Source organism: Delftia sp. PE138 (assembly GCF_018320755.1).
GTDB lineage: Bacteria > Pseudomonadota > Gammaproteobacteria > Burkholderiales > Burkholderiaceae_C > Comamonas > Comamonas tsuruhatensis.
The window spans coordinates 1,591,567-1,605,112 of sequence record NZ_JABEPN010000001.1; the positions used below are offsets into that span (position 1 = coordinate 1,591,567).

Annotated in this window: 10 protein-coding genes; 7 read left to right on the forward strand and 3 right to left on the reverse strand. The window is 70.9% G+C overall.

The window, feature by feature from the left end:
* Positions 1 to 54: 54 nt before the first annotated feature.
* Genes HFGMBDPB_RS07155 through HFGMBDPB_RS07165 form a run of 3 tightly spaced genes read left to right on the forward strand, consistent with a single transcriptional unit; the run spans position 55 to position 4,393 of the window.
* Positions 55 to 2,049 carry a TonB-dependent receptor gene (locus HFGMBDPB_RS07155; RefSeq protein WP_212645127.1) on the forward strand — a complete coding sequence of 665 codons (1,995 nt, stop codon included), beginning with the start codon at positions 55 to 57 and terminating at the stop codon, positions 2,047 to 2,049.
* A gap of 26 nt (positions 2,050 to 2,075) precedes the next feature.
* On the forward strand, positions 2,076 to 3,155 hold the full coding sequence (locus HFGMBDPB_RS07160) for a class I SAM-dependent methyltransferase (RefSeq protein ID WP_212645128.1): 1,080 nt from the start codon (positions 2,076 to 2,078) through the stop codon (positions 3,153 to 3,155).
* Complete coding sequence (locus HFGMBDPB_RS07165) at positions 3,152 to 4,393, forward strand: MFS transporter (protein WP_212645129.1); 1,242 nt, start codon at positions 3,152 to 3,154, stop codon at positions 4,391 to 4,393. The genes HFGMBDPB_RS07160 and HFGMBDPB_RS07165 overlap by 4 nt, the downstream gene beginning before the upstream one ends.
* A gap of 4 nt (positions 4,394 to 4,397) precedes the next feature.
* Here HFGMBDPB_RS07165 and HFGMBDPB_RS07170 read toward each other — a convergent pair whose 3' ends face one another.
* Positions 4,398 to 5,069, reverse strand: coding sequence for a response regulator (locus tag HFGMBDPB_RS07170; RefSeq protein ID WP_012203037.1), 672 nt, complete (start codon positions 5,067 to 5,069; stop codon positions 4,398 to 4,400).
* A gap of 28 nt (positions 5,070 to 5,097) precedes the next feature.
* Positions 5,098 to 6,996 (reverse strand): type IV pili methyl-accepting chemotaxis transducer N-terminal domain-containing protein, encoded by a 1,899-nt coding sequence (locus tag HFGMBDPB_RS07175; RefSeq protein WP_212645130.1) that lies wholly within the window; start codon positions 6,994 to 6,996, stop codon positions 5,098 to 5,100.
* Between the two features lie 161 nt (positions 6,997 to 7,157).
* Between HFGMBDPB_RS07175 and HFGMBDPB_RS07180 the strand changes: the two genes are divergently transcribed.
* Positions 7,158 to 8,042, forward strand: coding sequence for a ChaN family lipoprotein (locus HFGMBDPB_RS07180; protein WP_212645131.1), 885 nt, complete (start codon positions 7,158 to 7,160; stop codon positions 8,040 to 8,042).
* Between the two features lie 3 nt (positions 8,043 to 8,045).
* Here HFGMBDPB_RS07180 and HFGMBDPB_RS07185 read toward each other — a convergent pair whose 3' ends face one another.
* Complete coding sequence (locus tag HFGMBDPB_RS07185; RefSeq protein WP_016451962.1) at positions 8,046 to 10,001, reverse strand: putative bifunctional diguanylate cyclase/phosphodiesterase; 1,956 nt, start codon at positions 9,999 to 10,001, stop codon at positions 8,046 to 8,048.
* 73 nt (positions 10,002 to 10,074) lie between these two features.
* On the opposite strand from HFGMBDPB_RS07185, the gene purU reads away from it, so the two are divergent.
* The 3 genes from purU (at position 10,075) to HFGMBDPB_RS07200 (ending at position 13,529) form a co-directional block, all read left to right on the forward strand.
* Positions 10,075 to 10,923 (forward strand): formyltetrahydrofolate deformylase, encoded by an 849-nt coding sequence (gene purU / locus HFGMBDPB_RS07190; RefSeq protein ID WP_013804418.1) that lies wholly within the window; start codon positions 10,075 to 10,077, stop codon positions 10,921 to 10,923.
* Positions 10,924 to 10,942: 19 nt separating this feature from the next.
* Positions 10,943 to 11,866, forward strand: coding sequence for a LysR substrate-binding domain-containing protein (locus tag HFGMBDPB_RS07195; protein WP_016451963.1), 924 nt, complete (start codon positions 10,943 to 10,945; stop codon positions 11,864 to 11,866).
* A 151-nt stretch (positions 11,867 to 12,017) separates the two neighbouring features.
* Positions 12,018 to 13,529, forward strand: a complete 1,512-nt coding sequence (locus tag HFGMBDPB_RS07200; RefSeq protein WP_212645261.1) for an FAD-linked oxidase C-terminal domain-containing protein — start codon at positions 12,018 to 12,020, stop codon at positions 13,527 to 13,529.
* Positions 13,530 to 13,546: the final 17 nt, after the last annotated feature.

The window sequence follows — 13,546 nt, forward strand, 5'->3', positions numbered from 1 at the left end:
CTTCCATAGCATCGGTCTCCAACGAGATTCCCTTTTGGAGAGGACGAGAAAACCATGGCATTCCCCCTTCGCTGGCCGGCCGCGCTGGCCCTGGTCCCCTTCACGGTGGCGGCCCAGGGCCAGGCGCCCGAAGCGGCCCTGCCCGAGATCACGGTCACGGTGAACAAGCAGGCCGAGAGCCTGGACGCCGTGCCCGCCAGCGTCTCCGTCTTCGACGGCGCGGCGCTGGAGGCGGCCGGCGTGCGCGGGCTGGACGCGCTGTCCGCCCAGGTGCCGGGCTTTGTGTTCCAGGCCTTCGGCCAGTCGGGCGTGCAGCCGCCCGTGATGCGCGGACTGACGGCCAACTTCGTGTCGTTCTCCTCGTCCACACTGCTGCTGGTCGATGGCGTGCCCACGCTGATGGCCCAGGGCTTCGAGCACAACCTGCAGGGCGTGGACCGCGTGGAGGTGCTGCGCGGCCCGCAATCGACCTTGTACGGCCGCAATGCCGAAGCGGGCGTGGTCAGCATCGTCACGCGCCAGCCCGGCGACACGCCCTATGCATCGATCAGCGCCGAGGCCGGCAACCACGGCCAGCGCGCGGGCAGCTTCGAGCTGGGCCGCGCCCTGGTGCCGGGCCAGCTCTACATCGGCCTGTCGGGCGAGTGGCGCGCGCAGGACGGTTTCATACGCCAGCAGGCGACGGGAGCGCGCGTGGACGACCGCGAGCGCGCCAGCGGCCGCCTGGCCCTGCGCTGGACGCCCACGGCCGAGACCGAGGCCACGCTGCGCTACGCCCGGCAGCGCTGGGACGACGGCGCCGCGCAATGGGGCAGCATTGCCGCGCCGCGCGCCACGGTGAACTCGGGCACGGACAGCTGGAACCGCTCGCGCGGGCAGACGCTGTCGCTCGATGTCTCGCACCGCTTTGCCTCGGGCCTGCGGCTGCGCTCCATCACCGCGCGCAATGTCTTCGACGACCGCGTGCTGCAGGACACGGACTTCCAGCGCGCCGACCTGCTCCACGTGCGGCGCGACTACCGCCTGGCCACGACCTCGCAGGAACTGCGCCTGGAGGGCGAGGCCGCAGGCCTGTGGAACGCGCGCTGGCTGGCCGGCCTGTACCTGGACCGCGACGACCATGACCTGCGCTACGAGCAAAAGCTGCCCGCCGCACTGATGCGGCCCACGGCCGGGCTCAAGGGCAGCACGGCGGCGCTGTTCACGCACTGGACCGTCCCGCTGTCCGAGCGCTGGACGCTGGCGGCCGGCGCGCGCGTGGAGCGCAACCGCGTGGAACTGGCCCCCGTGGGCGCGGCGGCGCGCAGCGACGACTGGTCGCGCTTGAGCCCCAAGCTCTCGCTGCAATACCAGTGGTCGCCCCAGGGCCAGGTCTACACCAGCCTCAGCGAGGGCTACCGCGCGGGCGGCTTCAACGTGTTCTCTCCGGCCATGGGCTATGCGGCCTACGAGCCAGAGACCGTGCGCGCCTGGGAGATCGGCACCAAGGGCCGGCTGCTGGGGCAGCGCCTGCGCTATGCGGCCTCGGTCTACACCCAGCAGGTGCGCGACATGCAGGTGCAGCAGATGGGCCTGCCGGGTGTGGTCTACATCACCAATGCGGCGCGGGCACGCTCCACGGGCGCGGACTTCGAGCTGGACTATGTGTTCGGCGGCGGCTGGCAGCTGCAGACCGCCCTGGGCCTGAACCGCACGCGCTTCGGAAGCTTCCGCGACGGCGGCGCCGTCTACGACGGCCACCGCAACCCGTTTGCGCCCGACATGACGGCCCATGTGGCGCTGCGCTACGACGCGCCCGGCCGCTGGTGGGCGCAGGCCGCCGTGCAGGGCACGGGCAAGGTCTACCTGGACGCCGCCAACGCCTACCGCCGCCCCGGCTACGGGCTGCTCAACCTGGCGGCCGGCTATGCCCAGGCGTCCTGGGAAATCGCCGCCTACCTGCGCAATGCCGCCAACCGCCGCTACGACGCCGTGGGCTACCTCAACGGCCAGGTCGTGGTCTACAGCCCGCCGCGCGAGTTCGGCGTGCGGCTGACCTGGCGCATGTGACTCCCTTTCGTGAAAAGGACCTTCCGATGAATACACCCCGCTGTGAATCCCCTACCCACGCCCCCTCCCACGCCCTGCAGCCGCTGTGGGACCTGGCCGCCGCCCAGGTCCAGGCCGAGGCCCTGGTGCTGGCGCTCGAATCGGGGGCACTGGACCGGCTGGCCACGCCCCAGACGCCGGCCGAGCTGGCCCTGGCCCAGGGCTGGAACGAGGCCAATACCTCCCACTGGCTGGAATTGCTGTGGAGCATGGGCCTCCTGCGGCGCGGCCAGCACGAGCCCGTGAGCTACCTGTTGGCCACCGATGCGCTGCGCTACCTGCACAGCGCATCGCCCGAGTCCTGCGGCGCGGCCTGGCTGTTCCGCCTGCGCTCGCTGCGCCACTCCGCCACGCTGCTGCGCGGCCTGGTCGAGCACGGCCCTGCCGGGGACGGCATGGCCTGCAGCGCCCCCTTGGCCACGGGCAATGCCGAAGGCTGGGCCGCCGCCGCGCGCGCCCAGATCGGCCAGGAGCAGCGCGCCGTCAGCGTGCCTGCCGCGCTGCAGGTGCTGGACCAGGTGCCCGAGGCCGCTGCCGGTGCGGGTACCGCGCGCCGCATGCTGGACCTGGGCGGCGGCCCCGGCTGGATCGCGCTGGCCCTGCTGCGCCAGCAGCCCGCGCTGCAGGCCAGCGTCTTCGACTGGCCCGAGGCCGTGGCCGTGGCGGCGGACAACGCCCGCCAGTCCCGCCTGTCCGACCGCTTCACCGCCCTGGGCGGCAACCTGGCCACGGACGGCATAGGCAGCGGATACGACCTGGTCTGGTGCTCGTCCGTGCTGCATTTCGTGCCCGATGCGGCAGCCGTGGTCGCCAAGGTGTTCGACGCGCTGGCGCCCGGCGGCGTCTTCGTCTGCGCCCATGCCGAGGTGGATGAGACGCCCGAAGCCGCCCTGCGCACCCTGCCCTACTACCTGCCCATGCGCCTGCTGGGCCGCAGCGTGACCCGGCGCGGCGAGCTGCAGGCGCTGCTGGCGCAGGCGGGTTTCGAGCGCATAGAACGCATCGAGTCGCGCGAGTTTCCGATGGCGCCGCTGGCCGTGCTCGTGGCGCGCAAGGCCGCGCCATGAAGGCCGCAGCTCCCCGACCTGTCTGGCTGCTCCAGGCACTTTTCGGCTGGCTGCACCTGGCGCTCACCGCGCCCAGCGTCTACCTCTGGCTGGGCCTGCCCCTGGTCATGCGCCAGCATGGCTGGTCGGGCACGGCCATCGGCCTGTTCCAGCTGGCGGGGCTGCCCGCGCTGATCAAGTTCGCGTTGGCCGCGCCCGTGGAAGCGCGCAGCGCGAACGGCCAGCCGCGCTACCGCGCCTGGGCGCTGGCCCTGTGCCTGGCTTATGCGGCCGTGCTGCTGGCCCTGGGCTGGCAGCAGTTGCTGGCCGAGCGCCTGTGGCTGTTCGGCCTGGCCTTCGCGGCCGCGCTGGCCGCCACCTGGGCCGACATTCCCGTCAGCGCCCTGGCCATCCGCCTGCTGCCCGCGTCCGAGCGCATGCGCGCCGGGGGCGTGCGCGCAGCGGCGCTGTCGCTGGGCGCCATCGTGGGCGGCGGGATGATGCTGCTCATGCAGGCGAAATGGGGCTGGCGCGCGCCCTTCCTCTGCCTGGCCGGCGCGCTGGCCCTGGGCGCCCTGCTGCTGGCCTGGGTGGTGCGCCATGAGCCGGGAGATGCGCCCTCACCCCTGCTGCTGCCTGCGCCCAAAGCTGGACTGGCCGCCATGGTCAGCGGCTATGGCGCCCAGCCCGGCGCCTGGCGCTGGACCCTGGTGCTGGTCAGCTACTTCCCCTTCATCGGCGCGGCCTGGTTCTACCTGAAGCCGCTGATGCTGGACCATGGCTTCGCGCCCGCCCAGGCCGCCCTGCTGGCCGGCATGGGCGGCGGCGTGGTGGCTGCGCTGGCGGGCGCGGCCTCGCCCCTGCTCACGCGCCGCCTGGGCACCCGGCGCGCCCTGCCCCTGTATGCGGGCTGCAACGTGGCGGCGCTGGCCCTGCTGGCCGCCGTCATCGCAGCCGGCGCCCCGGCCCCGGGCCTGGTCGCGGCCGTGGCCTGCGTGGCAGCAGCCATGGGCGCCTCCTCGGCCTGCGTCTTCGGACTGATGATGCAATTCGCCCGCCCGCGCTGGCAGGCCTTCGACTACGGCCTGCAGGCCAGCCTGTTCGCCGCCAGCCGCATGCTGGTGCCGCTGGCGGCCGGCGTGGCGCTGGACGCCATGGGCGCAGCGGCCATGCTCACCGGGCTGACCGTGGCAGCCGCGCTGGCCTGGGTGTGGGCGATGCGGTGTGCGGGGGATGGTTGGGCTTCAGCCACAGCGTAGGCCGCTAATCCCGCTGCCGCTCCGACGCATACACCGCCGCCTGCACGCGCGAGCTCAGGCCCAGCTTGCGCAGGATGTGCTGGACGTGGATCTTGACCGTGGTCTCGGCAATGTCCAGCGTGCGGGCGATTTCCTTGTTGCTGGCGCCTCGGGCGATCTGGACCAGCACCTCTTCCTCGCGCGGGGACAGCGGCGAGGCCGGGGCCTCGTCCGGCTCGGGCGCCTGGGGCTCGGGCGCGCCCTGGGACTGGAAGGCGGCCACCAGCTTGCCCATCATCTCGGGGCTGACCACGGGCTCGCCGCGCGCGGCGCGGCGCAGGGCCTCGGACAGCAGGTCGCCGTCGATGGTCTTGAGCAGATAGCCCTGGGCGCCGTTGCGCAGCGCGGCCGCCAGGTCCTGGCCGTCCTCGCTCACGGTGAGCATGACGACGCGACTGCCGGGCGATGCGGCCCGCAGGCCCGCGATGGCATCGACGCCCAACACGCCGGGCAGGTGGTTGTCCAGCAGGATGACCTGGGGCGCCAGCGCGGGCACCAGGCGCAGGGCCTCGCCCGCGTCGCCGGCCTCGCCGACCACGCGCAGGCCTGCGTCCTGGGCGATGAGGGCGATCAGCCCGCGCCGGAACAGCGTGTGGTCGTCGATGACGAAGACGGAGATGGGGCTGGAGAAGGACATGGGGCGGCTTTTTTCTTCCGGGAGCGTGTCACGCGTTCGAGGGGAGGGCCTGCGCCGGCGCGCCGGCCGAGGCCGACGGCGGCAGCTCGATGAGCACGCGCGTGCCCTCGCCTGGGCGGGAGTGGACATGTACCAGCGCCTGCGCCAGCAGGGCGCGCTCGCGCATGATGCCCAGGCCCACATGCAGCGAGTCCGGCGCCACGGCGGCGGGGATGAAGCCGCAGCCGTCGTCGCAGACTTCGAAGCGCCAGGGGTGGCGCCCCACGCGCAGCTCCACATGCCTGGCACCCGCGTGCTTGCGCACGTTGGACAGCGCCTCCTGCACCATGTGCAGCACCTGGATCTGCACGTCGGGCGCCAGCGGCAGGCCCTGGCCCGACATGCTCAGCGAGGTGGCAATGCCCGTCTGGTGCTCGAACTTGGACAGCGTGGCGCGCAGCGCGGCCTCGATGTCCTCGGCGCTGGTGCGCGTGCGGAAATGCACCAGCAGCTCGCGCACGTCGGCATAGCATTCGCGCACGCCCACTTCCAGCTCGCCCAGGCTGCGGTCGCGCGCCTCGTCGCGGCCCTTGGCCACGGCGTCGCGCAGCAGCTGGGTCTGTATCTTGAGAAAGGCCAGCGACTGGGCAATGGAGTCATGCAGCTCGCGCGCGATCAGGCCGCGCTCCTCGGCCACGGCGGCTTCGCGCTCCAGCGCCGTGGCGCGCAGGCTTTCCATGGCGCTGGCCAGGTGGCGCGCCATGGCGGACAGCAGGTCGCGCATGTCGTCCGTGAGCACCACGGTGGAGCGAAAGAACAGGTTGACCTCGCCCAGCAGGCGCTGCTGCAGTTGCACGGGGATGCTGACCACGGTCTCGAAGCCGGCCTCGCGGCAGTGGGGCAGTTGCAGGTCGCTGGCCGGGGTGATGGGGATCACGCGCAGCCGCGCCTGCTCGCGCGGCTGGCCGCACAGGCAGGCGCCCGTGTGCAGGCAGTGCTCCTGCACCGACATGGACTGGGGCAGGCCGTCGCCGGCCAGCAGCACGTAGCGCTCGTTGGCCTCGTCGGACCAGCGCACCGTGGCCGCATCGGCCTGGGCTGCCACACGGATCTGGCGCACGAACCCTTCGGCCAGGGCCTGGAGGCTGGCCGCCTCCGACGCCTGCACGCTGACCGCGTACAGCGCCTGCAGCTGCTGGTGCTGCACGTTGAGGCTGGCGGTCTTCTCGCGCACCTTGTCCTCCAGCTCGGCGTGAGAGCTTTGCAGCGACTGGGCCATCAGGTTGAAGCCGGCCGCCAGCTGGCCGAACTCGTCGTCCACCTCCACGCTCATGCGCGTGTCCAGGTGTCCGCGCCGCATGCGCTCCAGCGCCGAGCGCAGCTGGCCCACGGGATGCAGCACCAGCCAGTAGCTGGTGGCCATGAAACTCACGGCCGCGATGATGGCCAGCGCCATCAGACACATCTGAAACAGGTGCAGGATGGCCGTCCAGCGCGAGAGCCGGTCCTCGATGGCTTCGACAAAGCCGTCCACCTCGCGCACGAAGGCATCGGCGCTGCCCATGATGGCCTGCGCATCGGCCTGGTCCTCGGCCTGCCACTGCGTGCGCAGCGCGCTCCAGTCGCGGCGTATGCGCTCGTAGCGCGCCCTGACCTCGTCGCTCCAGGGCACGAACAGCGGGCGCGACATGTCGCCGCTGCGCAGCAGGTCCAGGCTGGCGTCGAACTGCTGCGCGCGCGCCTGCCACTGCGCAGGCGCCTCGTTCTGGCGCGCCATGGCCATGCGCACCATGCTCATGCGCAGCCGCCCGGCCTCGTTCACGGCGGCCGCGCCGCCCTCCAGCTGCCAGGCCACCCACAGCGTGAAGCCGATCGATGCCACGGCCGCCAGCAGGCAGGCCGCGCCCATGAGCAGCAGCTTGGTCGAAAGCGAGGGCTTGCCATGCATGGTCGCACTGTAGCCACGGCACATTTGCGCGTCTTGACCTGAATCAAGCGCCACCCGTTTGCGCCGTGCCCCCGCCCCGATTCCTAGGATCCTTTCAACTGCCCCCAATGCCCACAGGGCCTATGGGGGCCCCGGGCAAGGCCAGTGTTTAGCATGGGGCCATGCAAGTCCGCTCCATCCCCCGCCCCTTCATCCGCACCCCGCGCCTTGCCGGCCTGGCTGCGGCCGCATGGCTGGCGGCAGCCCTTGCCGGCTGCGCCAGCTCCTCCACACCGGCGCGGGACTGGACGCAGCAGCTGCAGCGCTGGTCCGACGCACCCCTGGTGCTGCTGGGCGAGCAGCACGATGCGGCGGCCCACCAGGCCTGGCAACAGGCCACGGTGCAGCAGCTGGCCACGCAGGAGCGCCTGGCCGCGCTGGTGATCGAGATGGCGCCGCGCACGGGCTCCACGGCCAGCCTGGCGCGCGATGCCTCCGAGGACGCTGTGCAGCAGGCCCTGCAATGGCAGGACGCCGCCTGGCCCTGGCCGCGCTACCGCGGCGTGGTCATGGCCGCCGTGCGCGCAGGCGTGCCCGTGCTGGGCGGCAACCTGCCCCGCGCCGACATGAAGCAGGCCATGCGCAACGAAAACCTGGACACCCACCTGCCGCCCGAAGCCTGGCAGCGCCAGCTCGACGCCATCCGCGAAGGCCACTGCGGCCTGCTGCCCGACACCCAGCTGGCGCCCATGGCCCGCATCCAGCTGGCCCGCGACGCCAGCATGGCCGAGGTGGCCAGGGCCGCAGTCAAGCCCGGCAAGACCGTGCTGTTGGTGGCCGGGCGCGGCCACGTGCTGCGCGGCGTGGGCATTCCCACCTGGCTGCCCGAGGCCGCAGGCGCCAAGGTGGCCGTGGCGCAGGCGGGGGAGACATCGGTGGCGCAGGCCTCGGATGTGGATTGGCTGCAGAAGACGGATGCCCTGCCCGCCAAGGACCACTGCGCCGAGCTGCGGGAGAAGTTCAGGAACCCGCCGGCACCGCGGGCGGATGCGGGTCGGGTGGACTGAGCTTCACCCCTGCACGGCCCACATCCCCTCGTTGCCCGAGACCCACTCGCCGAACGCCTGCGCAGGCATGGGCTTGCTGCACAGATAGCCCTGGAAGAAGTCGCACCCCTTGCCGCGCAGGAATGCCAGCTGCTCGGCCGTCTCCACGCCCTCGGCCAGCACCTTCAGCCCCATGGCATGCCCCAGCGCGATCACCGACCCGCTGATGGCCATGTCGTCGGCGCTGTGCGGGATGTCGCGGATGAAGCCCTGGTCGATCTTGAGCAGGTCCAGCGGGAAGCGCTTGAGGTGGGCCAGCGAGGAATAGCCGGTGCCGAAGTCGTCGATGGCCAGCCGCAGGCCCTGGGCGCGCAGGCGGCGCATGACGGCCAGGGCCTCCTCGGGGCGCTCGGCCAGGGCGCTTTCGGTGATCTCCAGCTCCAGGCAGTGCGGAGCGAAGCCCGTGGCGGCCAGCGCGTCGGCGGTGGCACCGGCAATGTCGGTCAGCAGGAACTGGTGCAGCGAGACATTGACCGCGATGGTCATCTCGGGCAGGCCCTGATCGCGCCAGCGCTGGCCCTGGGCGCAGGCCTCGCGCAGCACCCACAGGCCCAGCGCGCCGATGACGCCCGAGCTTTCGGCCACGGGAATGAAGCGGGCCGGGGAGATGAGGCCCTCGTCCGGGTCCAGCCAGCGCACCAGGGCCTCGGCGCCCACCAGGCGGCCAGTGGCCAGGTCGATCTGGGGCTGGAAGTACAGGCGCAGGTGGCCCAGGTCTATGGCCTGCCGCAGCCGTGCCTCCATGGCCAGGCGCTCGCGCGCGGCCGAGGTCATGTCTTCCTCGAAGAAGCACCAGGCACGGCCGCTGCGCGACTTGGCGCCGTAGACGGCCGCATGCGCGCCCTGCAGCAGGTCCTGGGCATTGCCGGCGTGGGAGGGGTACATGCAGATGCCCACGCTGACGCCGGCCATGACGGACAGGCCGTCCGGCGAGCTCCAGGGCTGGCCGGCCGCCGCGATCAGTTGCCGTGCGCGGGCGATGGCGTCGCCGCGCTCGCTCATGCCCTTGCACAGCACGGCCAGTTCGTCACCGGCCATGCGACCTATGAGGTCCTGGGGACCCAGGGAGTCGTGCACACGGGCGGCGATGTGGCGCAGCACCTGGTCGCCGATGGCGTGGCCGTAGCTGTCATTGACGTCCTTGAAGCGATCGATGTTCAGCAGCATCACGGCCAGCGTGCCCTGCTCGGCGGCCGCCTCGGCCACGGCGTCTTCCAGCAGCGCTGTGAAGCGCACGCTGTTGGGCAGGCCGGTGAGCATGTCGCGGTGGGCCAGGAATTCGAGCTGGGCCTCGCGCGCCTTCTCGGCCGAGATGTCGGTGAACATGCACACGTAGTGCGTGACCTTGCCCTGTGCGTCCTTGACGGCGCTGAGCGACATGCGCTCGGGAAAGACCTCGCCGTTCTTGCGGCGGTTCCAGATTTCGCCCTGCCAGTGGCCCGTGGCCTGCATGCTGTCCCACATGGCCTCGTAGAAGGCCTTGTCGTGGCGGCCGGACTTGAACATGCGCGGGGTCTTGCCCAGCATCTCCTGCTCGGTATAGCCCAGCAGCCGCGTGAAGGCGCTGTTGACCGAGAGGATGCGGCTGCGCGCATCGGTGACGACCACGCCCTCCATGGTGTTGTCCACCACGGCGGCGGCCAGGCGCTGGCGTTCGTCGGCCTCCCGCCCGGCGGCCATCGCGGCATGGGCAGTGCGCTCTCCACGGCGCATGCGCCACAGCAGCCAGCCGCCGCCCACGGCCGTGACCAGCACCAGGGCCACCGAGGACAGCATGCGCCGCTGCGCTGCCGGCCCGGGCGGTATCTGCAGGTGCGCCAGCAGCCATTCCACGCCCCAGAGCCACAGCAGACCTGCGCACACATACAGGGTCAATGCGCCCCAGAGCGGTATTCGGGGCTGCTCTCCCTGATCTTGCATGTGATTCCTCAGAACGTTCCCAGAACGTGTGACTTGCGCAGGGTCGTGTGCATGCTGCGACAATTGCGCCGCTATGACCCAAGCCTATATTCTTACCCTTTCGTGCCCCGACCGGCTCGGTCTGGTACATGCCGTCTCGGGCTTTCTGCTCGAGCAAGGCGGCAACATCGAAGAGGCCGCGCAGTATAACGACCCGGCCACCGGACTGTTCTTCATGCGCGTGCAATTTGCCTGCAACGGCTGCGATCCCGCGGCTCTGAGGGCGGCCCTGGCCGACCTGGGCGGCCAGTACCAGATGAAGTGGCGCCTGCACACCAAGGCAGAAGCCATGAAGACCGTGCTCATGGTCAGCAAGGAAGGCCACTGCCTCAACGACCTGCTGTTTCGCTGGAAGAGCGGCCTGCTGCCGGTGGACATCCGCGCCATCATCAGCAACCACCGCGAGTTCTACCAGCTGGCGGCCAGCTACAACATCCCCTTCCACCACATCCCCGTCACGGCTGCCACCAAGGCCCAGGCCGAGGCAAAGCAGTTCGAGATCATCGAGGCCGAAGGCGCCGAACTCGTGGTGCTGGCGCGCTACATGCAGGTGCTGTCCAACGACCTGTGCACCAAGCTGGCCGGCCGCGCGATCAACATCCACCACAGCTTCCTGCCCAGCTTCAAGGGCGCCAAGCCCTACTACCAGGCCCATGACCGCGGCGTGAAGCTGATCGGCGCCACGGCCCACTATGTGACGGCCGACCTGGACGAAGGCCCGATCATCGAGCAGGACGTGGCCCGCGCCGACCACACCGACACCGTGGAGGACCTCACGGCCCGCGGCCGCGACACCGAGAGCCAGGTGCTGGCCCGCGCCGTCAAGTGGCACAGCGAGCACCGCGTCATCCTCAACGGCCACAAGACCGTGGTCTTCCGCTGAAGCCGGCTCCCGGCCGCCCATGGCGAACGTGACCCTTGCCGCCGGCAGCGGCTTTGCCCCGCCCGGCAGCGGCGCCCGCCGCATCCCGCCCATACAGTGCCTGCTCACTTTCGAGGCGCTGGCGCGGCTGCGCAGCGTGACGCAGACGGCCGAGGAGCTGTGCGTCACGCCCAGCGCCGTCAGCCACCGCGTGCGCCAGCTCGAGCAGATCCTGGGCACGCGGCTGTTCGGCCGCTCGGACTTTTCGCTCACCACCGAAGGCAGCGCCTACCTGTCCCACGTGCGCGAGGGCCTGGGCGCGCTGCAGCGCTTCCCGGGCGAGGTCACGGCGCCAGGCCGCCGCAGGCTCAAGCTGGCCGTCACGCCCACCTTTGCGCGCGTGATCCTGATCCCGCGCCTGCGCCAGTTCACGGAAACCTATCCCGAGATCGACATCGCCCTGCAGGTCTCCATCCCGCTGCTGGACGTGGTGGCCGAGGATGCCGACCTGATGGTGCGCTTCGGCCCCGGCCACTACGCCGACGTGGAGCACATCGAGCTGGCGCGCGACGTGGTCACGCCGCTGGCATCGCCGGCCTTCATCCGCGAGCACGGCCCCTTCGAGCAGCCCCAGGACCTGGAAGGCATGCCCCTGCTGCGCAGCCCGCTGGAGCCCTGGCGCACCTGGTTCGGCGCCACCGGCCTGGACTGGCCCGAGCCGCACGAGGGCTCGCAGTTCAACGACATCGGCCTGATGTGCGACGCGGCCTCGGCCGGCATGGGCATTGCCCTGGTGCGCCACAAGCTGGGCGCACCCTGGATGGACAACGGCACCCTGGTGCGCCTGTTCGACCTGGACACGGCCAGCCCCCATGCTCACTACCTGTGCTGGCGCACCGGCACCATGGACCGCTGGGAATGCGCGGCCTTTGCTGAATGGTTGAAGAGGGCGATGGCCTGCTGAGGCGCCCACAACGGAATTCACGGATTTCGCGGATTTCACGCGCCGTTGCAATAAACATCAGCGCAGTCCCGCTGCACAAAGACGGCGGCATCGCCTAAAGTCAGGCCCCATGACTTCCGCCAGCTCCCCAGCCAGCCCTGCCCCCGGCGCCATGGCGTCGGCCGCCGCCGATGCCGCCTACCAGCAGCCCACGGCCTCCGAACGTGCACGGCGCCAGGCCGAGGTCGTGGCCGCGCTGGCCCGCCATGTGCCCGCGCATGCCCTGCTGTGGAACGCCGAGGACACCACCCCCTATGAATGCGACGGACTCACGGCCTACCGCCAGCGCCCCCTGGTGGTCTGCCTGCCCGAGACCGAGGCCCAGGTCCAGGCCGTGCTGCGCGCCTGCCACGCCATCCAGGTGCCCGTGATCGCACGCGGCGCGGGCACCGGGCTGTCGGGCGGCGCCCTGCCCCATCCCATGGGCGTGACGCTGTCGCTGGCCAAGTTCAACAAGATCCTCCAGGTCGATGCCGCCAGCCGCACGGCCGTGGTGCAGTGCGGCGTGCGCAACCTGGCCATCAGCGAGGCCGCCGCGCCCCTGGGCCTGTACTACGCGCCCGATCCCAGCAGCCAGATCGCCTGCACCATCGGCGGCAACGTGGCCGAGAACTCGGGCGGCGTGCACTGCCTCAAGTACGGGCTGACCGTACACAACGTGCTCAAGGTGCGCGGCTTCACGGTGGCGGGCGAGCCGGTGGAGTTCGGCTCCACGGCACTGGACACGCCGGGCTTCGACCTGCTGGCCATCCTGGTCGGCAGCGAAGGCATGCTGGCCGTGACCACCGAAGTCACCGTGCGCCTGATTCCCAAGCCCCAGCTGGCGCGCTGCATCATGGCCAGCTTCGACGACGTGCGCAAGGCCGGCGACGCCGTGGCCGCCGTGATCGCGGCCGGCATCATCCCGGCCGGGCTGGAGATGATGGACAAGCCCATGACGGCCGCCGTCGAGGACTTCGTCAAGGCCGGCTACGACCTCACGGCCGAGGCCATCCTGCTGTGCGAGAGCGACGGCACGCCCGAGGAAGTCGAGGAAGAGATCGCCCACATGAGCGAGGTGCTGCGCGGCGCCGGGGCCACGGCCATCACGGTGAGTGAAAGCGAGGCCGAGCGCCTGCGCTTCTGGAGCGGGCGCAAGAACGCCTTTCCCGCCAGCGGGCGCATCAGCCCCGACTACATGTGCATGGACTCCACCATCCCGCGCAAGCGCCTGGCAGACATCCTGCTGGCCATCCAGGAAATGGAAAAGAAATACGGCCTGCGCTGCGCCAACGTCTTCCACGCGGGCGACGGCAACCTGCACCCGCTGATCCTGTTCGATGCCAACGACCCCGACGAGCTGCACCGCTGCGAGCTGTTCGGCGCCGACATTCTGGAGACCAGCGTGGCCATGGGCGGCACGGTCACGGGCGAGCATGGCGTGGGCGTGGAAAAGCTCAACTCCATGTGCACCCAGTTCACCACGGCCGAGAACGACCAGATGTTCGCGCTCAAGGCCGCCTTCGACCCGCAGGCCCTGCTCAACCCCGGCAAGGTGATTCCCACGCTCAACCGCTGTGCCGAATACGGAAAGATGCTGGTGCGCGGCGGCCAGATCTCACACCCGGACCTGCCGAGATTCTGAGGCGTGGTGCAACCGGC